At 43.9% G+C, this 23,202-nt stretch carries 15 protein-coding genes; 13 read left to right on the forward strand and 2 right to left on the reverse strand.

Going from position 1 to position 23,202, the window contains the following annotated elements; genetic code table 11:
* The first annotated feature begins 230 nt into the window (after window positions 1–230).
* The 13 genes from BM243_RS12100 to BM243_RS12160 all read left to right on the forward strand — a co-directional run bounded on the left by BM243_RS12100 (window position 231) and on the right by BM243_RS12160 (window position 20,986).
* Window positions 231–1,769, forward strand: coding sequence for an ABC transporter substrate-binding protein (locus BM243_RS12100; protein WP_083422789.1), 1,539 nt, complete (start codon window positions 231–233; stop codon window positions 1,767–1,769).
* 54 nt (window positions 1,770–1,823) lie between these two features.
* On the forward strand, window positions 1,824–2,795 hold the full coding sequence (locus BM243_RS12105) for a carbohydrate ABC transporter permease (RefSeq protein ID WP_083422790.1): 972 nt from the start codon (window positions 1,824–1,826) through the stop codon (window positions 2,793–2,795).
* Complete coding sequence (locus tag BM243_RS12110; RefSeq protein ID WP_242943558.1) at window positions 2,782–3,690, forward strand: carbohydrate ABC transporter permease; 909 nt, start codon at window positions 2,782–2,784, stop codon at window positions 3,688–3,690. The genes BM243_RS12105 and BM243_RS12110 overlap by 14 nt, the downstream gene beginning before the upstream one ends.
* An 86-nt stretch (window positions 3,691–3,776) precedes the next feature.
* Complete coding sequence (locus tag BM243_RS12115) at window positions 3,777–7,154, forward strand: hypothetical protein (protein WP_207646198.1); 3,378 nt, start codon at window positions 3,777–3,779, stop codon at window positions 7,152–7,154.
* Between the two features lie 407 nt (window positions 7,155–7,561).
* Window positions 7,562–8,893, forward strand: a complete 1,332-nt coding sequence (locus BM243_RS12120) for a gluconeogenesis factor YvcK family protein (protein ID WP_074912613.1) — start codon at window positions 7,562–7,564, stop codon at window positions 8,891–8,893.
* A 209-nt stretch (window positions 8,894–9,102) separates the two neighbouring features.
* Window positions 9,103–10,053, forward strand: coding sequence for a DNA-binding protein WhiA (gene whiA / locus BM243_RS12125; protein WP_074912614.1), 951 nt, complete (start codon window positions 9,103–9,105; stop codon window positions 10,051–10,053).
* A complete protein-coding gene (locus BM243_RS12130) occupies window positions 10,053–11,351 on the forward strand; it encodes a DRTGG domain-containing protein (protein ID WP_074912615.1) in 1,299 nt (432 codons plus the stop codon). Before whiA ends, BM243_RS12130 begins: the two co-directional genes overlap by 1 nt.
* Before the next feature lie 45 nt (window positions 11,352–11,396).
* Window positions 11,397–11,687, forward strand: coding sequence for a Dabb family protein (locus tag BM243_RS12135; protein WP_074912616.1), 291 nt, complete (start codon window positions 11,397–11,399; stop codon window positions 11,685–11,687).
* Between the two features lie 39 nt (window positions 11,688–11,726).
* Window positions 11,727–15,299 (forward strand): DNA polymerase III subunit alpha, encoded by a 3,573-nt coding sequence (locus BM243_RS12140; RefSeq protein WP_074912617.1) that lies wholly within the window; start codon window positions 11,727–11,729, stop codon window positions 15,297–15,299.
* Window positions 15,300–15,453: 154 nt separating this feature from the next.
* Entirely contained in the window at window positions 15,454–16,410 is a 957-nt protein-coding gene (pfkA, locus tag BM243_RS12145; protein ID WP_031574568.1) for a 6-phosphofructokinase, read from the forward strand.
* 20 nt (window positions 16,411–16,430) lie between these two features.
* Window positions 16,431–18,203, forward strand: coding sequence for a pyruvate kinase (gene pyk / locus BM243_RS12150; RefSeq protein ID WP_074912618.1), 1,773 nt, complete (start codon window positions 16,431–16,433; stop codon window positions 18,201–18,203).
* A gap of 334 nt (window positions 18,204–18,537) precedes the next feature.
* The gene (gene rlmD / locus BM243_RS12155) at window positions 18,538–19,896 is read left to right on the forward strand and encodes a 23S rRNA (uracil(1939)-C(5))-methyltransferase RlmD (protein WP_074912619.1); all 1,359 of its coding nucleotides are present in this window, start codon (window positions 18,538–18,540) and stop codon (window positions 19,894–19,896) included.
* 253 nt (window positions 19,897–20,149) lie between these two features.
* The gene (locus tag BM243_RS12160; RefSeq protein WP_074912620.1) at window positions 20,150–20,986 is read left to right on the forward strand and encodes a DUF2971 domain-containing protein; all 837 of its coding nucleotides are present in this window, start codon (window positions 20,150–20,152) and stop codon (window positions 20,984–20,986) included.
* A 143-nt stretch (window positions 20,987–21,129) separates the two neighbouring features.
* Here BM243_RS12160 and BM243_RS12165 read toward each other — a convergent pair whose 3' ends face one another.
* Together BM243_RS12165 and BM243_RS12170 are read right to left on the reverse strand one after the other, a co-directional pair.
* On the reverse strand, window positions 21,130–22,695 hold the full coding sequence (locus BM243_RS12165; protein WP_242943559.1) for a recombinase family protein: 1,566 nt from the start codon (window positions 22,693–22,695) through the stop codon (window positions 21,130–21,132).
* A complete protein-coding gene (locus tag BM243_RS12170; RefSeq protein ID WP_074912621.1) occupies window positions 22,685–23,113 on the reverse strand; it encodes a serine integrase family protein in 429 nt (142 codons plus the stop codon). Before BM243_RS12170 ends, BM243_RS12165 begins: the two co-directional genes overlap by 11 nt.
* Window positions 23,114–23,202 lie beyond the last annotated feature (89 nt).

Consider the following 23,202-nt stretch of genomic DNA (forward strand, 5'->3'; position numbering starts at 1 on the left):
TTGAAAGGCAAAAGTTACTGAATATCAATGGCTCTAGAGATTAAATCGATCTGTTTCAACAATGGGAGGCGAAGTGACATCTTCAATGAGCATTGGTTCAATAAAGATAAAAAGGTTTTCATTTTTTGAAAAATCTTTAGAAAAAGTATTGAAACCGCTTTCGTGATTGTGTTATATTATGGGTACGACATTACTGTGTGTTGAAAAAACTTTAAAAAGGGGTTAATCGGATGAAAATCAAAAAAATTCTTTCATTCTTACTGGCGTCTATGGTTGTTCTTTCTGCTTGTGGCAAGAAAGAGGATGCACCTTCTGTGGAGGTTGATCCAAATAAGGACTATTCCAATGAGAAGTTGGTAATCTGGTCTTTTACAGATGAACTTCAGACCGCTGGTGATATTGATAACTTTAAGGAGCTTTATACTGCAGACGGAAAGCCGTTTGCTGGAATGGAAGTAGAATTTGTAGCGGTATCCATTCAGGATGGGTATATGGATAAGATTTTACCAGCTCTGTCCTCCGGAAATGGACCAGACGTTTTTACAGGCGAGCTCGATCATATCAAGCAGTTTATTGAAGCTGGATACTATGCGGATATTGAAACTATGATGGAGAATGATAAAGATGTGGATCTGGCTGCTGAAAAAGCGGATTATGCTGAATACATCTGGCAGTCTGGAATTGATCCTGCAACAGGAAAGCTTGCCGCATTATCATGGCAGGTAACACCAGGAGCCATTTTCTTCAAGACAGATATGGCTGCTGAAGTTTGGGGAACAGAAGCAGGCTTCCCAGCTGAGGGTACAGATGATTACAACGCTGCTGTCACAAACTGGATGAACGAAAACAAGTTCAATACCATTGACAACATGCTTCAGGCTCAGGTGGAAGTGAAGGAGTTCAATCCAAACTGGCGTTTGTTCCCAGATGATCAGGCTGTACGACACTTTGCAGCAGGAACCAATGATCCTGCTAAGTGGATTGGGGAAGATGGAAAGCTGAATCCTGCGAAAATCAAAGAGCAGATTCCTTACATCAATCTGGTTAAGGGTATGTATGGAGAGACCATCAGTGATTCTTTGACAGCCAATGCAGCTGAGTGGAGTGGTCCTTGGTTTGATGCCATGGATAAGGATCTGACAGATGCAGAAGGAAAGAACTGGCAGGTTATGGCATATTCCATGCCTACATGGGGTCTAAAATATATTATCGAACCAAACATGGAAAAAGTGGATGCCAATGGCAACACACTACCTAAGCCAGCAGAGGATGCTGACCAGGCAAAGAAAGACGAGTATGAAAAGGCAGCGTTTAAAGGCAACTGGGGTATGGCTTCAGGTCCTAACTCTTATTTCTGGGGTGGAACTTATCTTGGGGTTAACGCAGACTCTGAGAATCCAGAAGCAGCATTTGCATTCCTGAAGTCCATGCTGTTTGACAAGGAAAGACTTGCTGAGAGACAGGCTGCTGACGGAGACATGTATTCTGTTGAATCTGTTATGGCACCAGTCATCGCTGACTATGCTGGAAGAGATTCCCTAGGCGGCATGAACCACCTGGAGGTTTTCAGTGAAGAAGCTGCCAAGATTGATCTATCCAACGTTACTGTGTATGACAGAGGACTAAATGATCTTCTGGGCATCCATATCACAAATTACAAGCAGGGTTCTGCAGGTTATGCTTCCGTAGCGGATGTGCTGACTGCATTCTACAATGATGTGAAGGTAACATATCCTGAAATTTATGTGGATGGACTCCCAACTGAATAAACAAAAACTATGCAGAAGTAGACGTAATGTCTACTTTTGCATATGGAGGTAAAAATGAGAAAAACAAAGGAAAGGAAAGGATATTTTTTCATCACACCATTTTTTCTGGTGTTTGCATTATTTAATGTATATCCGATTCTGTTTACACTCTATCTTTCTATGACAAGATATAAGGGCTATGGACCACAAGTGTTTATTGGAGCGGAGAATTTCAAGCTGGTTTTCAATGATCCCAACGTGGTGGATGCTTTCTTCAATACCATCAGAATCTGGGCTGTGAACATTTTTTTCCAGATCTTTTTGGCATTTCTGCTGGTGATGATCTTTTCAGACATCAAATACAAAGTCAAAGGACTGGGATTCTTCCGCGTGGTGTTTTATCTTCCGAATCTCATCGCTTCTGCGACCATAGCTTTGATTTTCTTCAAACTTCTAGATCGGGATTATGGAGTGGTGAATCAGGTTCTCTTTAACATCGGGTGGATCGATCAAGCTATTGGTTGGCTTACAAAGCCTATTCTGGCACAGATGAGTGTTTCAGGCATTCAGACTTGGATGTGGTTTGGCAATTCGTTTATTCTGTTCATGGCTTCTGTGCAGGCAGTAAGTAAAGAAACATTTGAAGCTGCCAGAATTGACGGTGCCACCAGACTTCAGATCATGAAAAACATCACCATACCCTCTATTAAACCCATCCTGATGTATGTGATGGTGACAGGGCTTATTGGTGGTCTGCAGCTTTTTGACATACCGTTTCTCATTACCGACGGCAAAGGTTTTCCGGAAGGCAGTCTGAACACGATGATTGTATACATCTATAACATGGCTTTTGTTTATCGAAACTACGGTTATGCATCCGCCCTTTCCTTTGTTTTATTTTTACTTATTATGGTCTTTACCGCTGTTTTTACCATCGCAACAAATAGACGAGAAATTAAAGAGTTTTTTATGAACCGTAAAGAGAAGAAGTTGAGAAAGAAACAGGCACTGATGATGAAAGGTGGTGATTCCCTTGAAAGGCAATAGAATCGTAGAGCGCAGCGCTCCACAGACTGAAGAGGAAAGACAGAAAGAACTCCGAAGGAATAAAGTCAGAAAGGTGACGGTATATACGCTGATCTATCTTTTCTTGGCATTTTTGGTGGTTATCGCAGTGATACCATTCTGGATCGTGCTCATCAATGCCACCCGAGACGGCATGTCTATTTCGACTCAGGGAATCACCTTGATACCCGGAAACAGTTTAATGGAAAACTATAAAATTCTCGTGGAGAATGTTGATGTGATGCGAGGCTTCAGAAACTCTCTGAAAATCGCTCTGTCCGTTACGGTTCTTTCAGCTTATTTTTCCGCACTGACGGCATACGGGTTCCATATCTATAATTTTAGAGGGAAAAATGTGCTGTTTGGGTTGATTCTGATTTTTATGATGGTGCCCAGCCAACTGGCATTTCTTGGGTATGTCAGACTCATGACACAGATCGGTCTCATGGACAATCACCTTGCACTGATCATACCGTCCATTGCCTCCATCGGTACGGTGTTTTTCCTTAGAGCCTATATCAGCTCATCTTTAGGAAGAGAGATCATAGAGGCGGCAAGAATAGACGGCGCAGGAGAGATGTATATCTTCCATAGGATCGCGCTGCCGCTTATGGCACCAGGAGTGGCAACCATGTCCATCTTCACCTTCATCGGATCTTGGAACAATTATCTCAGTGCGCGAGTGATTTTAAGTTCCAAGGAAAATGAAACACTGCCCATGGTTATTTCCTCGCTGAAGGCCCTTCGGATCTGGTATCAGAATCAGGGAGCAATTTATCTGGGATTTGCCATCTCGATTGTACCAATTGTTATTGTGTTTATTTTCGCCTCGAAATATCTGATTGAAAATATCTCAGCAGGTGCAGTAAAAGGCTAACCATAGGATGAAAGGATAGTAAGATGAGAGATAAGAGTTTATATATCGGGGATTGTATTTTACAAGGAGATTCACCGGAGATTTCTTTGAAAACAGTGGGAATGAACGGTGAAACATTTTTCAGAATCAGTGATTTTCATGAGATGCCTCCGTTTTTCATGACCATTGTCAATGATGGGGATTTTTGGATGTTTGTGTCCAGTACCGGTGGTCTTACGGCGGGAAGAGAAAATGCAGATAATGCGCTGTTTCCCTACGTCACCGACGATAAAGTCCATGACAGCATAGAAACCACGGGACCGGATACCGCTTTGATCGTTTCCTTGGGAGAACGGAAAGTTTTCTGGAAACCTTTTACGAACCATAATGCGGATTTATATAAAATCAGAAGAAATCTATACAAGAACACCCTGGGGAATAAAATAATATTCGAGGAAGAGAATCTTGATCTCAACCTGACCTACCGGTACTCCTGGAAAATGAGCAGCCGCTATGGAATAGTCAAAGAGTCAGAGATTGTCAGCAGCTGCAGCAAGACTGTGGAGATCTCTGTGCTGGACGGGATTCGGAATATCCTCCCTTATGGTGTCGATGCACTTACCCAGACAAGCCGAAGCACGCTCATTGATGGGTACAAGAGAAATGAACTGATAGAGAGTGCTGCTCTTGGGATTTTTACACTCAGTTCTATCATTTCGGACCAGCCAGAACCCAGTGAATCACTTAAAGCGACAACGGTCTGGACAAAGGGCCTGGGGGATGCCAGGTATCTTCTCTCCGAAAAGCAGATCAGAAATTTCGGAAAGGGTCTTGAAGTGTCCACTGAGCATGATATCAAAGGACAAAGAGGTGCGTTTTATGTCTCCGCTGCACTGACGCTTGAACCTTCTGACGTAAAGAAGTGGGTGATTGTTTCAGAGCTGAAACAGAGCGCTTCAGATGTGGAATCCCTGATGAAAGAGATCGCGGATGGAGACAGCATACTGGCTTCCTTGGAAGAGGATCTTGCCAAAGGTGACGATAATCTGAAGAAGCTGGTCTTTGATGCGGATGGGTTCCAGTTCACCGAAGATCGGTTGGCTGGGTACAGACATTTTTCAAATACGCTTTACAACATCATGCGAGGAGGCATTTATGCGGATGGGTATAGGATTCCCACGCAGGACCTCATCGCCTTCATTGGAAAATGGAACAGTTCCATTATGGCAAAATACAAGGAGGAACTGGAGAACTTACCTGGTGAGATCAGTTATTTGGACCTTCTCGCTATGGTGGAGAAGACTGGAGACCCTGATTATGAGCGGTTGGTTCTTGAATATCTTCCTCTGACCTATTCCAGACGCCATGGGGATCCAAGCCGTCCATGGAATAAATTCAACATCAAGATCAATGGAGAAAATGGAGAGCAGAATCTGAATTTTGAAGGAAACTGGAGAGATATTTTCCAGAACTGGGAAGCCCTTTCCATTTCCTTCCCGGAATATATTGAAAGCATCATTTCCAAGTTCGTCAATGCATCTACACCAGACGGATACAATCCGTACCGTATCACGAAGGATGGAATAGACTGGGAAGAACCGGATCCTTCCGATCCTTGGTCGAATATCGGTTACTGGGGAGACCATCAAGTCATCTATCTTCTAAAGATCTTGGAGATGTCGAGAAATTACCATCCAAAGAAATTAAGTGAAATGCTCTCAAAAGAGAGCTTTGTCTATGCCAATGTACCCTATAGAATCAAAGGAATAGACAGCCTGATTGGAAATCCGAAAGATACCATTGTCTATGATGAAGAATCCGCGGGACTCATCGAAAAAAGAGTGGAAAACTGTGGTGCAGACGGCAAATTGCATTTTAGAGGGGAAGAGATCTATCATGTGAACCTGATGGAAAAACTCCTTGTTGTGATGCTTTCCAAGATGTCAAACTATATCCCTGGCGGGGGTATATGGATGAACACACAGCGTCCGGAATGGAATGATGCCAACAATGCATTGGTTGGAAATGGCGTATCGATGGTTACGTTATACTATCTCTACAGGTACTTGAGCTTTATGGATCGCCTCATGGATGAGGTCTCTGGAACAGTAAAGGTATCTTCTGAAGTGAAAACCATGTTTGATGAGATGCTGAAGGTGCTTTCAGAAAGTGAGGAAGCTCTCATGAGAGGGCTCACAGAAGAAGAGCGGTATGAGATGGTCAAGAAACTTGGGGAAATTGGAGAATCCTACCGCCAAGCTATTTATGAGAATGGTTTTACAGGAGAGAAGATTCATCTCGATTACATGGATGTCAGAAGATTTTTGAATACGGCAGAACGGCATCTGATCACGACCATCAAAGAAAACAGAAGAGAAGATGGACTCTATCATTCCTATAATCTGCTGAAGTTCTCTGAGAATGCCTGCACTCTATCCCATTTATATGAGATGCTTGAAGGCCAGGTGGCGGTGCTAAGCTCTGGAGCCTTAAGCGAGGATGAAGCGCTGAACGTGCTGGAAGCTCTCAGAAACAGTAAAATTTACCGGGAAGACCAGAACAGCTATATGCTGTATCCTGAGCGGGATTTACCGAAGTTTTTGGAGAAAAACATCATTCCAGCAGAAGCGGTGGAAACCTCTCTGATTTTGAAGAAGGAACTTGAGATGGGTTCCCGGAGATTTGTGGAAAAGGATGTCAATGGACGGTACCGTTTTAATGGCCAGTTCCGAAATGCCAAGGAAATCATGGATGCATTGAGTAAAGTTGATACCTACAAGTATGAGGATATTCAGGCTGTGGGTGAGATATTCAGCAACTTGTTTGATCATCATGCCTTTACCGGCCGATCGGGGACCTTCTTCAAGTATGAGGGCCTAGGAAGTATTTACTGGCATATGGTTTCAAAACTGGTGCTGGCAGCGAAGGAAAATCATGACCGTGCTGTTCTTAGGGGAGCAGCGGATGAAGCGGATCAGCTGACAAAGCACTTCAGAGAGTTGAAGGAAGGCATTGGTGTGACAAAATCACCTGTGAATTATGGTGCGTTCCCAACGGATGCCTACTCCCATACACCAAGTTTTGCTGGCGTCCAGCAGCCTGGTATGACGGGACAGGTCAAAGAGGATATCATAACAAGATTCAGTGAGCTTGGTGTCTTCGTATCGCAAGGGGAAATCTCCTTTGCACCGACTCTTTTATCGGAAGAGGAGTTCATAAAGAGCCCTGTGGATTGGATGCTGCCTGGACGGAAGCTGGATATTCGGGAGAACCAGCTCGGATTCACCCTATGTTCTGTGCCTGTCATATACGAATGTACAGATCATGATGCAGTTTCGGTGTTTTATGAGAATGGGGATAGATACACCTTTGAGAACTGTCTTAAGCTCAATAGAGAAATCTCATCCAGCATTTTCAGACGGGAAGCTAAATTTGACAAAATCATCGTACAGATCAACTGGGAGAAGGTAAAGAACAAAAGATAATTCAAGTGAATGTTAGATTTCATGTATATTGAATGAGTAATAACCAGAATTTCTGAAAGAGGAGGCTATTTTACCATAGTCTCCTCTTTCAGTTTGAGAAAATGTGGCAGCTTCCACATGATGCGTAAGATAAGAGATTCTTCACTATATGTATTTGAGTGGGACCTTATGGGTGCACTTGGTCTAGGGAGAGGCGAAGTAAGTTCAGTGCTAAGCTAAAAAAAGCATTGCCCGAACATCGTATGCCTTACAGACATTTGAGTTTTATCGACTTTGGAGCCAGAGGAGAAACAGGGATTCCGTGGTATTTACCGCAAGAACTTCTTATGTACCGGCGATATGTTCTCTATCCAAGCGGCTGTGGTATAATCTATGTAATAAGTATGAGGGATTTGTGGTGCGTAACTATGAAGATAAAAGACTGGCTTAATATGGGTGTGGGGTTGAAAAGATGGTTTGGACTGGGGATTGTGGGCATAGGACTTCTGATATTTGCGATCATAGAGCTTATTTTCAGACGCTTTGGAGAAGAAGCCTACAGCGTCTATTATGTGTATCTTCTGATACTGGGAGCTTCCACCCTGTATGTATCTACAGCGGAGCTCATCAAAAGCTTCATGAGTCTTGTACAGGATGGTCTCATTCATTTTAATATGGACTCCAGGGAAATCGGAAGCCTCATTCATGACAAGAAGCTTCTGGTCCAAGGACCAAGAGTGGTCATCATTGGTGGAGGAACAGGTCTTTCCACCATCTTAAAAGGCATCAAGAACTATACCAACAATATTACCGCTGTGGTGACCGTAGCCGATGACGGAGGGGGCTCAGGTGCGCTTAGGGATGATCTTGGCATCCTGCCGCCTGGTGACATCAGAAACTGTCTGGTGGCCCTTGCAAATACAGAGCCTCTTATGGAGGAACTTATGCAGTATCGTTTTAAAGATGGTACGCTGAAAGGACAAAGCTTCGGTAATCTTTTTCTGGCGGCCATGGATGGAGTCTCAGACAATTTTGAGGATGCGGTGCAGAAGATGGCCAGTGTTCTTGCCATCACTGGAAAGGTGCTCCCTGTGACCCTGGATAATGTGAAGATTCATGCGGTGCTGGACAACAACCAGCTGGTGGTGGGAGAGTCCCATATTCCTGATGTGAGCATCAAAGAAGGGGCGAGGATTCAAAGGCTTTATATTGTGCCGGAGGATGCAGAGGCATTAGAAGATGTGAAAAATGAAATTCTACGGGCAGATGCCATTATTTTAGGTCCGGGATCCCTGTACACCTCCGTTATTCCAAACCTTCTGGTGAAAGGTGTGCCTGAGGCCATTAAAGAAAGCAGAGGCAGGAAGATTTACATCGCCAATGTCATGACTCAGCCAGGAGAAACAGATGGATTTAGAGTATCGGATCATCTGAAAGCCCTGTATGCCCATGGGGACATCGGTCCGCTGGACTACGTTTTTGCCAATGATATGAAGATCAGAAATGATCATCTTCGGGACAAGTATCATAGAATGAACCAGTTTGAAGTAGAGATTGATTATGAGAACCTTAAAGAGGAGCCTTTCAAACTGATTCAGGGAGATTTTATCAAACCTAGAGAATCTTCTGTACGTCATGATGCGGACAAGCTCTCTCAGAAGCTCATGGAGATTGTTCTGGAAGAGACCTTGGTCAGTGACAAGAAGAGAATCCTGGAGTATGTGGCGCTCTCTGGAAAACTTAAAGGGAAGAAGCAGTAAACTGCGAGTAAAAAAGATAGGGCCGGAAGTCTTTGAGTTCAAAACCAAAGACTTCCGGTTTAATTTTATACGGCGTAAAGGGGTCTTTTTGCGATGCACCAGGGATGGTTTATGCTATAATTGAAGGGTCAGCTGTACTAAAACTGTCTTGAAAAATACAGAAGATACAGAGAATTTTTGAACTATAATAAAACAGGCTGGTGAACTATATGTCTTTTTCCTCTACAGTGAAAAATGAAATCACGAAAAATACAGAAATTACAAGGGCAGAGATCATTGCTCTTTTATCCGCTATCATGCGTCTGTCCGGAACCCTGGCCTTTGGGTCTGCCAAGCTGTCGTTTAAAATCACCACGGAAAACCCCTCCACAGCGAGGTTTATTTTTAAGCTTCTCAAGGACCATCTGAAAATTCACGGAAGGCTTCTCGTGAAAAAATCAGGTTCGCTCAAGAAAAACAATGTCTATGTGATTGTCATCTCTGAGGATATGGGCCTTCGGGAACTTCTTCTGGAGACAGGAATACTGAAGGAAGAGGAAGGTGCTATGGGACTGAACTACTCCATCAGCCCCAATCTGGTGCATACGGATGCTCTGAAGAAAGCCTATATCAAAGGATCCTTTCTGGGATCCGGCAGTGTGTCAAATCCGGAGAAAGCCTATCATCTGGAGTTTGTGGTGAACTCTCTGGAACTTGCAGAAGAGCTGAAAGAGCTCATCAATTCCTATGGGCTGACTTCAAAGGTCATCGCCCGAAAGAACTCCCACATTGTCTACCTGAAAGAGGGAGAGCAGATCGTGGATATTCTTTCCATCATCGGTGCCTACAACAGCCTTTTTGAGTTCGAAAACGTCCGCATTGTCAAAGATATGAGAAACAATGTGAACCGACTGGTGAACTGCGAGACAGCAAACCTTTCAAAGACCGTTAATGCAGCGGTTCGGCAAGTGGAGTCCATTAAGCTCATCGAAAAAGAGATTGGTCTGAAAAGACTCTCAAAGCCCCTGCGTGATATTGCAGAGCTGCGGCTTGAATATCCAGATGAGTCATTGAAGGAGCTTGGAGAAATGCTCGATCCGCCGGTTGGGAAATCTGGAGTGAACCATAGATTGAGAAAAATAGAAAAGATTGCAGATGAACTGAGAAAGGGAGGACTCTAATGGCGAAGATCGACCGTATCATGGAACATATCAAAGAAATGCAGCTGGGCACAAAACTCTCTGTCAGAACCCTGGCAAAAGACCGGGGAGTCAGTGATGCCACGGCTTATAAAGCCATTAAGCTCATGGAGGAGGAGGGGTATCTGGAAACCCTTCCCCGAACAGGAACCATCCGTGTGGAGAGTGAAAAAGAGAAAAAGATCGAATCCATCACCTACAATGAGATCATCCGTATTGTAGATGGAGAGCTTCTTGGTGGCAGAGATGGCATTGAAAAGACCATCTACAGGTTCAACATCGGAGCCATGACCATGGAAGCCATGAAAAAGTATCTCACAGTTGGTGGCCTTCTCATTGTGGGCAATCGGGATGAAGTGCATAGCCTTGCCCTCAACATGGGGGTTGGTGTTCTTATCACCGGTGGATTCAAAGCTTCGGAAAAGAATGTGGCTCTGGCGGACAGGCTGAAGATTCCTATCATCTCCTGTTCCTATGACACATTCACCACGGCATCCATGATCAATCGTGGAATCTCAGAAAATCTCATTAAGCAGACCATTCCTTATGTGAAAGACATCATCCAGAAGGAAACCTATCATCTGACAGTGCGGGACACCATCCATGACTATATCAGGCTGTCGGAGCGTTCTGGCCATGAGAAGTTTCCGGTGGTGGATGAGAAAATGGTGGTCCAGGGCATCATCACCCCCAAGGAAACCCTTGGCAGAGAAGACAGTGACCGGGTGGGAGAGGTGCTCCGCAAGGTGAATCTTTCTGTGACGCCCAAGACCACGGTATCCTATGTGGCACACATCATGGACTGGGAAAATCTTCCGCTGTGTCCTGTGACTGAAGATGGAGTCCTTGTGGGCGTCATTACGAGAACGGACATCCTGAAAGCTCTTCAGGAGCGTCATATGAAGCCCATGGAAACAGATACCATGGAGGATAAGATCATCCGGCACTTGACCGTGGAAAAAAGAGAAGGGAAGTTCTACTACAGTGGCGTGGTGACGGCAGAGTTTCTGGATCCCTTGGGTAATGCTTCCAGAGGACTCCTTTCCATGCTCATGTCAAAGACCGCCATCTCACATCTTCAGAACCAGTACTACAGCTGCAGCCTGGATAAATGCGCTACAGACTTTTATGAAGTGCTGGGCATTGATGCGAAGTTCACCATGGAGATCAACATCATCAAGACATCTAAGCTCCACTCTAAAGTGGATGTGAATCTGAAATCAAGAGACAAGCTCATTGCCACATCCAGACTCAGCATTTTGCATACGCTGGATGAGTAAGAACGAAAGTGTAAAAAATACATGGAGTAAATAGGGGGGAATCATATGTTTTATCATGTGGTGCTGTTTAAGTTGAAGGAAAACTCTAAAGAGAATATGGAAAAGGCAAAGGGACTGCTGCTGGCCATGGAGGGGAAAATCCCTCAGCTGAAGCATCTGCTGGTAGGTCAAGATGAGCTGTCCACAGGAAGAAGCTACGACATCTGCCTCATTTCAGGCTTTGACTCTAAAGAAGCCATGGATGAGTATCAGGTGCATCCTTACCATGTGGATGAGGTGCTGGCACATTTAAGACCGATGCTTGAAGATTCCAAAGCCTGTGACTTCAGCGCATAGGAACATCTCGTTGTCTTTGGTATAGAAAGGACTGAAATTATGGATAAACCATTTGCCCATCTTCATCTCCATACAGAGTACAGTCTTCTGGATGGCTCGGCGAAGATCAGCGGAATCATCAGCCGTGTGAAAGAACTGGGCATGAAGCATGTGGCCATTACGGACCATGGCTCCATGTACGGCTGTGTGGATTTTTACAAAGAAGCAAAAAAAGCAGGCATTAAGCCCATCATCGGCTGTGAAATCTATGTGGCTGCGAAAGATATGCATATCAAGAATCAGGATCCGGAGAACACGACCCACCATCTGGTTCTTCTTGTAAAGAATGAGACGGGCTATGAGAATCTCATGAAGATTGTGTCGGAAGCCTCCTTGTCTGGGTTTTACTATAAACCAAGGGTAGACCACGCTTTTCTGGAGAAGCATTCAGAAGGGCTTATTTGTCTTTCTGCTTGTCTCGGTGGTGAAGTGCAGGAGTTTTTCAATCTGGGTATGCCGGATAGAGCCAAGGAAGCTGCGAAGTTCTATCATGGACTGTTCGGGGAGGATTATTATCTGGAGCTTCAGGACCATGGACTGGAGGAGCAGAGAAAGGTAAATAAGCTGAACATCGCTTTGGCCAAAGAACTTGGGATCCCCCTTGTCTGCACCAATGATGTCCATTACCTGAAGAAAGAAGATGCCAGAGCCCATGACATTCTTCTTTGCATACAGACAGGAAAAACAGTGGAGGAAGAGAACCGTATGCGGTATCCTTCCGATGAGTTCTATCTGAAGTCCTATGAGGAAATGGAAGATCTCTTTTCCCATGTACCGGAAGCTCTGGAGAACACGGTGAAAATTGCGGAGATGTGCAGCTTTGACTATGAGTTCCATGTATCGAAGCTGCCAAAGTTTCCGCTGCCGGAAGGAGCGGACCCTTACGCTTATCTCACAGAAAGGACCTACGAAGGGATGGTGGAGAAGTATGATGCCTTCTCAGCCTATCGGGGCAAGCCTATTCGTGTGGAAGAGCTGAGAGGTCTGGTGGAGAAAGAGCAGAAGGAGATCATCACGCGAATTGATTATGAGCTGAAGATCATGAATGATATGGGATATGTGGATTATTTCCTCATCGTATGGGACTTCATCAAGTTCGCCAATGACCATGGCATAGCCACTGGAGCCGGAAGAGGAAGTGCTGCGGGTTCTTGTGTGTCCTATTGCCTCAACATCACGAAGATTGACCCCATCAAGTATCAGCTGCTTTTTGAGCGTTTTCTCAATCCGGAAAGAATCTCCATGCCGGATATCGATTCGGACTTCTGCTACGAAAGGCGAGGTGAAGTCATTGACTATGTGGTAGGAAAATATGGAGCAGACAATGTGGCTCAGATCATCACCTTTGGTACCATGGCTGCAAGAGCTTGTATCCGGGATGTGGGCAGAGCCATGAACTACCCCTATGGGGAAGTGGATCAGATCGCCAAGATGATTCCAACGGTTCTGGGCATTACTTTAGAAGGAGCCATTGAGATGAATCCGGAACTGAAACGCGCCTATGAAAGTGATGGGCGTGTCATGGAGCTTCTGGACATCGCAAAGAAGCTGGAGGGTCTTTCAAGACACGCTTCCACCCATGCGGCGGGAGTTGTGATTTCTGAAAAGCCACTGGTGAATTATGTCCCTCTTCAGAAAAATGAGGAGTCCATTGTAACCCAGTTCACCATGAACACTTTGGAAGAACTTGGACTTTTGAAAATGGACTTCCTGGGTCTGCGTACTCTCACCGTCATGCGGGATACCGTGGATATGGTGAAAGACAATAGGGGTGTGGACATTGATATCGACAATCTGCCACTTCATGACCCTGAGGTCTATAAAATGATCGGAGAAGGAAAAACCGTGGGGGTTTTCCAGCTGGAATCTGCGGGTATGACAAGCTTTATGAAGGAGCTGAAACCGGACTCCTTAGAAGACATCATAGCGGGTATTTCTCTATACCGTCCGGGACCGATGGCGGAGATTCCAAGATACATCGAAAACAAGAACCATCCGGAAAAAGTCACCTATCTTTGTCCAGAACTGGAGCCGATTCTCTCGGTCACTTACGGTGTCATTGTTTACCAGGAGCAAGTTATGCAGATTGTACGGGACCTTGCAGGATATTCCATGGGAAGGTCTGATCTTGTAAGGCGAGCCATGAGCAAGAAGAAGCATGATGTCATGGAGGAAGAGCGAAAGAACTTTATTTATGGACTGGATGATGAAAAAGGAAATGTCATTGTGCCTGGCTGTGTTCGAAATGGAATCTCTGAGCAGGTAGCCAACACCATCTTCAACCAGATGATGGATTTTGCAAGTTATGCCTTCAATAAAGCGCATGCGGCAGCCTATGCGGTCATCGGTTATCAGACGGCCTATCTCATGCGGTACTATCCTGCGGAGTTTACAGCAGCTATGCTGAACTCTTTCCTGGGCAATGCAGATAAATGTTACGCCTATCTTAGATTTGCCAAAGGTTTAGGCATCGAAGTGGATGCTCCAGACGTCAACTTGTCTGAATGGAAATACAAGGTAAAAGATGGGAAGATCGTCTTTGGCCTCGGGGCCATCAAAGGGGTTGGGAAGCAGATGGTGGAGTCCCTGGTGGAAAACAGAAGATCCGGCGGCGTATATAAGACACTGATGGATTTTCTCGAGAGAAACACCAATGGAAGCCTCAACAAGCGGGCGGTGGAAGCGCTGATCCGTGCGGGGGTTTTTGACGGACTCGATGGAAACAGAGCGCAGATGCTGGCGGTTTATGAGAAGATCATGGACAGCTTCACGCAGAAAAACAGAAAAAACATCGAAGGTCAGGTCTCTTTGTTTGGAGATCTTCTGGAAGAGGAGGAAATGATGACCATTTCCTATCCAAACCTTAAGGAGTTCAGTCATAAGGACCTGCTGTTCATGGAAAAGGAAATGACAGGGATGTACCTCTCTGGTCATCCACTGGATGAGTATGAGGACAGGCTGGCAAGGAGTGTCAGCCACAAAGTGTCTGATATCCTCACGGAGGATCACAGCATCCTAGATGATGTCCGGGATGAAGCCTCTATGTTTGCAGATGCGGTTCTTCATGAGAAAGACCTGAAGGACGGGGACCGGGTGATTCTTGGCGGACTCATGAGAAACATTACAAGGAAAATCACAAGAAACTCTTCTATGATGGCCTTTCTGATGCTGGAGGACCTGTCTGGTGTCATTGAGTGCATCGTGTTTCCGAAAGCCTACGAAAAAGTAGTTTCAGAGCTGAAAGAAGACCGTATTGTGCTGATTCGTGGTAGAGTTTCCATTAAAGAGGAAGAGAATACAAAGATCATTGTGGAGTCCATCGGAAACCTGGAGGAAAAAAAGAAGAAGCTCTATCTGAGGTTTAAGGATATGGAAGAAGCAAGACTGATGGTGAAGACTTTACGAACGGTGTTTAAAACGTTCCATGGAGAAATGCCTGTCCATGTGGTATCTTCCAAGACCAGAGAAGTGATGCAGCTGTCCAGGGATTTGTGGGTGGATGAATGGTCCCCCATTGTGAAGATGCTGGAGGAAAAACTGGGAGAGGATAATGTCAAGGTCGTTGAATCTTAGGAAAAGTAAAGATGGTGGTATCGTGGTGATATTAACTTTTTCTCATGGCAGGGCATCATCTTGAAATGATTTCATTTTAGAGATACAATAAGATGGGCTAAATTTTAATGGACGGAAGAGAACCTCTTCTGCCTCTTTAGGAGGGTATATAAAAATGAAGAAAATTGGGATACTGACCAGCGGTGGCGACGCGCCAGGAATGAATGCAGCCATCCGAGCTGTTGTACGTACTGCTCTTGTGAACAATATAGAAGTCATGGGGATTTACAAAGGATACTTAGGGCTCCATGAGGGAGAAATCCTTCCTATGGACAGAAGCTCTGTGTCTGATATCATCCAGAAGGGTGGAACCATCCTGAAAACTGCCAGATTCCCTGAGTTTGCGGATCCTAAGGTTCGTGAAAAGGCTGCACAGGTGCTTAGAGTGTATGGCATAGAAGGACTTGTGGTCATTGGTGGAGATGGATCCTTCTTGGGGGCAAAGGGATTATCCGATCTTGGCATCAAAACCATAGGAATTCCTGGAACCATCGATAATGACATGGCTTATACGGACCGTACCATTGGATTTGACACTGCCCAGAATACCGTTATAGATGCCATCAACAAAATCCGTGATACCTCTTCCTCCCATCAGAGAGTCTCTGTGGTGGAAGTTATGGGAAGAAACTGTGGAGATCTTGCACTATATGCAGGAATTGCCGGTGGAGCCACCACCATTCTGGTTCCGGAAAAGAAATACAGCAAAGATGAAATCATCAAAACCGTCATGGACGGAAAAAGACACAAGAAGCACCACAACCTGGTGGTCATTGCTGAAGGTGTCGGAAATTCTGAAGAGATTGCAAAAGAGATTGAAGATGTGTCAGGTATTGAGACAAGAACTACCGTACTGGGCCATATTCAGAGAGGCGGCATGCCTACAGCCTATGACAGAATTCTTGCTACCCGTATGGGACACCGTGCGGTGGAGCTTCTGATAGAAGGAAAATCCGCAAGAGTCATCGGAACTGTAAAAGGAGATATTGTAGATTATGATATCCATGAAGCCCTGAGTATGACAAGACCCTTTAATGAAAAACTCTATCAGATTGCCATGGACCTTGTATAAGAAAAAATAGGAGGATGAACATGCGTAAAACGAAAATTATCTGTACCATTGGACCCACATCAGAAAGTGAGGAAACCATCCGGGAGCTGATTCAGGCGGGTATGAATGTTTCCAGACATAACTTTTCCCATGATACCCACGCGAATCACCGCATGAAAATGGAAAGAGTAAGAAAGATTGCTGAGGAGCAAGGGAAGACTGTGGCCATTCTTCTTGATACCAAGGGTCCTGAAATCAGAACCCACGATTTCAAAGATGCTCCTGTTCAATTGGAAGAAGGAAATTTCATTGAGATTCATACCAAGGAAGAGATTCTTGGGGATGCCACAAAGTTTTCTCTGACCTACAATAAGCTTGCGGAAGATGTGGAAGTGGGATCCAGAATCCTCATCGATGACGGTCTTATCGCATTAGAAGTCGTTTCTGTGGAACTTGTTTCAGGCGTGATTAAAGCAAAAATCCTGAACTCTGGTACAGTGTCCAACCACAAGGGAATCAATCTTCCTGGGATCAAGACGCAGCTTCCGGCGCTCACCGAGAAGGATCTGGAAGATTTGGCTTTTGGCGTGGAGATGGGTGTAGATATCGTTGCAGCATCGTTTATCCGTAAAGCAGACGACGTCCTTGCCATAAGAAAAGTGCTCAGAAATCTTGGAGCGGATGATATTTTCCTGATGTCCAAGATAGAGAACCAGGAAGGCGTAGACAACGTTGAAGAAATTGTGAAGTACTCTGACGGCGTCATGGTTGCCCGTGGAGATATGGGCGTGGAGATTCCCCTGGAGCAGGTGCCTGGAATCCAGAAGAAAATCATTGAACTCTGTAACTTGGCTGGGAAGCCTGTAGTAACAGCAACTCAGATGCTGGAGTCTATGGTCCGTTTCCCAAGACCAACAAGAGCTGAAGTTTCAGACGTGGCCAATGCAATCTTAGATGGCACCGACTGTATCATGCTTTCAGGAGAAACAGCCAATGGGAAGTATCCTGTGGAAGCAGTAAAGACCATGGTGAAGATTTCGGAAGACGTGGAAGGACGCATCAAACACGACAAGGTGCTCAACAAGCTCATGATGAGCCATGCTTCTTCTGTGCCCATGGCCATTTCCCTTGCCAGTGTGACTACAGCCTATGAGCTTGGCGCATCTGCCATCATCTCAGCGACGGTATCAGGAAGCACAGCGAAAAACGTGTCCAGATTCAGACCGGAGTGTCCGATTCTTGCCATCACACCAAGCAAGAATGTGGCAAGAAAGCTGTCTGTGTACTGGGGCGTATACCCTATTGTTGCAGAGCTTTATGAGTCCACGGATGAAATGATTGACAGCACTGCTGAAATCGCCAAGAAAAAAGGCTTCGTGAAGGATGGAGAACTTGTAGTCATCACTGCGGGTCTACCAATTAACTTTGTAGGATCCACCAATATGATCAAGGTTCATCTCATTGGAGATGTGCTCCTACAAGGAAAGAGGACCCATGAGACCAAGCAGGTGGTCAGTGGTGTCATCAAGAAAGCCATTAATTTCAAGATGGCCGACGAGAAGATTTCTGATGGGGATATTCTTGTGGTGAATGCTCTTACAGACGATTACCTCAATATCATCCATAAGACTGCAGGAGTCATAGTTGAAACCAATCAGGTGACCCCTGAAATCTCTGTGGAAGCCATGAAACATGACATTCCAGTCATCGCAGAAGCATTGGAGGCTATGTCTGTTCTGACAGAAGGCACTCTTGTGACCATCGATGGAAAGAGAAGTCTTGTGATCAATGGAAGAACAGTACTGAAGTCATAGAATTTAAGATATCCATGAGAGGAGCCTTCGGGCTCCTTTTTGCCTGGGTAAAAAATTAACATTTTGTACATAATATTGAAATGAATTGAGGTTCAATAGGTTTGGGTGTTCTACTGCTTCGGTTTATAAAATTTAATAGAAAGTTTACAATTTAGACTCTAAAAATTTACATTTAGGCAAAAAACTGATGATATAGTAGTACATGTAAAAAATTGAATTATTGGCAACTGATTCAAAAACTTCAGCACCCTTTGAATGGGTGCATTTTTTTTGTGGTTCAGTGACTTTATAGATTATAATGAGAGAAAGAATGAGAATGATGGGGTAGGTATACATGAAGAAGAATGATGAAATAAAGCTGGTCATATCGGGGCAGGGCCATACAGGGGAAGGCATTGGAAAAGTAGAAGGATATCCTCTGTTTGTGGAGTTTGCGCTGCCTGGGGAAGAGATCCATGCTAAGGTGCTGAAGACCAATAAATCTTACGGATTTGCGAAGATGGTGGAAGTGGAGAAGGCGAGCAGCCACCGGGTGGAACCGCCCTGTCCCTATTATTACAGATGCGGAGGCTGTCATCTCATGCACAGCGATTATGAAGGACAGCTGGAGTTTAAGAAAACCAGGGTCAAAGATTCCCTGGAACGGATCGGTAAAATCTCCCATGTGGCGGTGGAAGATACTCTTGGGATGGACACACCGTTCCGCTACAGGAATAAAGTTCAGATTCCTCTTGGCAGAGTGGATGGAAAATTTGTGGCAGGGTTTTACGCGAAAAGATCCCATAGAATCGTGGATATTGAAGCCTGCATCGTTCAGCATCAGGAAGCAGACGAAGTGCTTTCTGTGCTTCGAACTTGGGCGGAGGCTTATGATGTTTCCACCTACCATCAGGATCTGGGGGTGAATCCTCAGGGAATCCTCAGACATCTTATGGTCAGAAAGGGATTCAGTACAGGAGATCTTATGGTGGTGCTGGTGGTTACAAGTAAGGATGTGCCACATCTGGATGTGCTTCTTACAAAGCTGAAAGAGCTTCCTGGGTTCCAATCACTGATTCTTAACGTGAATCGTGAAGATACCAATGTGGTTCTTGGTGGACAAAATCATCTGGTCTATGGAAAAGAGTTCATTGAAGACTACATCGGACCTTTTAAGTTTAAGATTTCTCCTCATTCATTTTTCCAGGTGAATCCAAAGCAGACGGAAGTGATGTATGGAAAGGCACTGGAATATGCAAACCTTTCTGGCAGTGAGACTGTATTTGACTGCTACTGCGGCGCAGGAACCATTTCTCTTTTCCTTTCGCAGAAGGCAAAGAAAGTCTATGGTATTGAGATTGTGCCGGAAGCTGTAGCAGACGCTACGGTAAATGCAAAGATCAATGGTGTTGAGAATGTAGAGTTCCTTCTTGGGAAATCTGAAGAGGTTATCGTAGACCTTATGGAGAGAGGCATTCATGCGGATGTGGTTGTTGTGGATCCTCCAAGAAAGGGATGTGACGGTTCTCTTCTTGAATCCATAGCGAAGATCCACCCTGAAAAGATTGTCTATGTTTCCTGTGACCCTGGTTCTCTTGGAAGAGATCTCGGTATACTGGAGACACTTGGGTATAGAACAGAGAAAGTGACTCCCATTGATAATTTTCCTCAGTCCTATCACGTTGAGACGGTAGTATTGATGTCAAGGAAATAAAGAAGTATACTCTGGAAGGCTTGATATAAGCCTTTCAGGGTTTTTAGCATCAAAAATAAAAAGCTGAAAAACGATGATTTTTTGCTCTGCGGGAACTAGTCCAAGAGGGGTTTAAAGCCCCGTACAGAGCAGATTAGATGTCAGAGGGTCTGTACAGAGTAGATTAGATGTCTTTCAGATTTTTTAGGATTGAGAGAGCAGATTGGATAACATATCAATAATACTCATTATTGGAATTTTGAGGGAGGATTACATGAGAAATTTATATCATTATACTAGTTTAGAAACGCTAGCATTAATAGTTTACAACAAAACTATTTGTTTTAATAATTTATTAAATGTTGATGATATTGAAGAAGCTGAAACAGAAGATATGGATAAGTTTGGTAGGTTTTTATATACTAGTTGTTGGACAGATGATGATGAAGAGTCAATCCCATTATGGAATTTATATACTCAGAATATGCATGGTGTAAGGATAAGATTACCGAAATTTCCATTCAAAAAATATTATTATAAAAAGGGTGAATTCTTTTTATCACAAGATATTGAAACATATATTAATATAGAGAGATTTTATAATGAAAATAAATTGAGTATTGTAGCAGACGGGCCACAGTTAGTAAAGATAGAGTATACAAATGATCAAAATAAATTATTTCCTAGAGTAAGAAATGAATCAATTGATGGAGTGTTACAAGAATATCTGAAAGCACAAAGTTTAGAGTCTTTAGGAAATAAAAATTTTGAAGTATCATATTCATTTAAAGATTTAGGAAAGTTTAAGCGTGAAAATTGGAAGTTTCAAAAAGAGTGGAGATATATAATTTCGGCTGCTCCAATGGGACTCCAGGAATGTAATCCTCCATCGCTAGAAAAACAACAAGAATTAATAAGAAGATTAGAAAATAAAACATTAGAACCACCTTGTAGACAAATTTTTCTAGAAATAGCAGAGACTGCTTTAGAAAATATGGAAGTTGTGTTTGGCCCTAAAATGAGTGAAGCTGAAAAAATAATGGCGAAGGGAATAATGAACCAATATTGCCCGAAAAGCAAATGCAGAGAAAGTTCATTGAGAATTAAGTAAAATTATATATATTAAGAATACTATATTATTAATATATAAATCATTATTATAGATTAAAGCATATAAGTTTATCTTATCAAAATTCCACCGGAAATAACAAGCAAGGCACTCTACATTATAGTTTGTTGAGTGCCTTGCTTTCTTTATTCTCCTATATCAACTGTCAGCCCAGACTTAAATTCCATAGTGAACTTGTCCTCGTGGATAGTGACCTTTTCAATCAGCCTACTTACCAGAACCTCATCATATTCGGTAATTGAGGTGTGCTGCTTCTTGAGGAATGTACTCATCTCAACGATCCGGTTCTTGATTTCATCCTTGCTAGCGCTGTCCACCTGGACTTTTTGCTTCTCTTCTCTCAAGGTGTAAATTTCATCAGCAACATCCTCATAATCGGATTTGGTGCTGGCGAGTTTGAGAAGTTCTGCTTGGAGTTCTTCTAACCGCTTTTCGATAATGGTTTGAGCTTGATTGTTATCTTGGCTGATCACCGTTGTGATGTTGTTTTCAAGAATGGATAGGAAGGTGTCCTTCTCACCTAAGGTTTCATTAATGGCTTTTATAAGAATCTGCTCAATTGCGCTTTCCTGAACTGTGCGAGCGTTGCAGAATAGTCCAGTGTTTTCAAGGCGGCTGACGCATCTCCAAACGATGGATTTCTTGCCTCGGTTATTCCAGTGGACTCTTCGGAACACTTCGCCGCAGGTGCCGCAAACTATCATTTGTGAGAAGCAGTGGTTGCTACTGTAAGTTCTCTTTTTACCATTTGGGCTGGTGTGAACGATGCGCCGCCTGATCAGTTCTTCCTGGACCTGCATGAAAATTTCACGCGGGATGATGGCTTCATGGCTGTTTTCCACATAATACTGTGGGACAAGGCCATTATTTTTGACTCGCTTCTTCGTAAGAAAGTCAACAGTGTAGGTCTTCTGAAGGAACGCATCTCCGATGTATTTTTCATTCCGGAGGATTTGATTGATGTTGCTGGTGTGCCATTTGTCTCGTCCAGCTCCGTTCTTGATGCCATCAGCTTCAAGTCCTCGGACAATCTTTAGCATGCTGGCCCCTTCGAGGTACTCTCTATAAATGCGTTTTACAATCTCAGCTTCCTCTGGAACAATGACCAGTTTCTTATTCTCATCCTTGGTGTACCCTAGAAACCATTTGCAGTTCACTTGGATTACTCCTTGCTGGTACCTGTATTGAAGGCCAAGCTTTACGTTTTGGTTTAATGACTGACTTTCTTGTTGTGCCAAGGATGCCATGATGGTCAGCATTACCTCTCCTTTGGAATCCATGGAATTGATGTTTTCCTTTTCAAAAAACACAGCGATATTCTTATCTTTAAGCTGCCTAATGTACTGCAAGCAATCCAGGGTGTTTCTGGCAAATCGGCTGATGGATTTGGTAATCACCATATCAACATTACCAGCCATACATTCATCGATTAAGCGATTAAATTCTTCACGTTTCTTGGTGTTGGTTCCTGATATTCCGTCATCTGCAAATACCTGCCAGCTGCCAGTCTGGATGACCACTGATGAACGATGTGTAGTGTTCAATTTGAGCATCGTGCTTGAAGCCTGCTCATCGCTATCGGTGGATACTCTGCAGTAGGCGGCTACTCGTAACTTGGGCTTTTCTTCATCAGGACTTTTACGTTTATGATTCCTCGCTGGTATAACTGTTACATTCGCATTAAGCTTCATTAGCATCTACCTCCATTTCTATCAGACTGTAGGCGTATTCTGCCTGTCTAAAAGGATCATCAAACTGTTTATTTCCCTCTGCAATGGAGAAGAAAGTAGGGGTAGGAGATCCATTTACTTCTTTCTTTTCCCAAATGCGTCCGAGCTTTTCAGCCCGATTCATGCGCTCTAATTCTTCAGCTTCAAAGTTAGCTTTAGCAATGATTGCAGGGTAGAAGTTATCACCGACATATCTTTTGTTTTTAAGGATGTTTCCGATTCCGGCATGAAAGGCTTTAATGCCTGCTTTCTTTGCAGCAGTAGCCAGTGAATCACCAGAAAGATAAGCCTCAAAAAGCAACTTTATCTGTTTTGCTTTTGTTTCATCAACGACCGCTTTACCTTTTTCAATTCTGTAACCATATGGTGTATGTCCCATTCATATTACTAACCCCGGATTATTCAACAAACCAGTTGATATCATGATTTTCTAATATCAAACTACTTTTCATGGAATACATACTGGCC

This window comes from Proteiniclasticum ruminis (assembly GCF_900115135.1).
Taxonomy (GTDB): Bacteria; Bacillota; Clostridia; order Clostridiales; family Clostridiaceae; genus Proteiniclasticum; species Proteiniclasticum ruminis_A.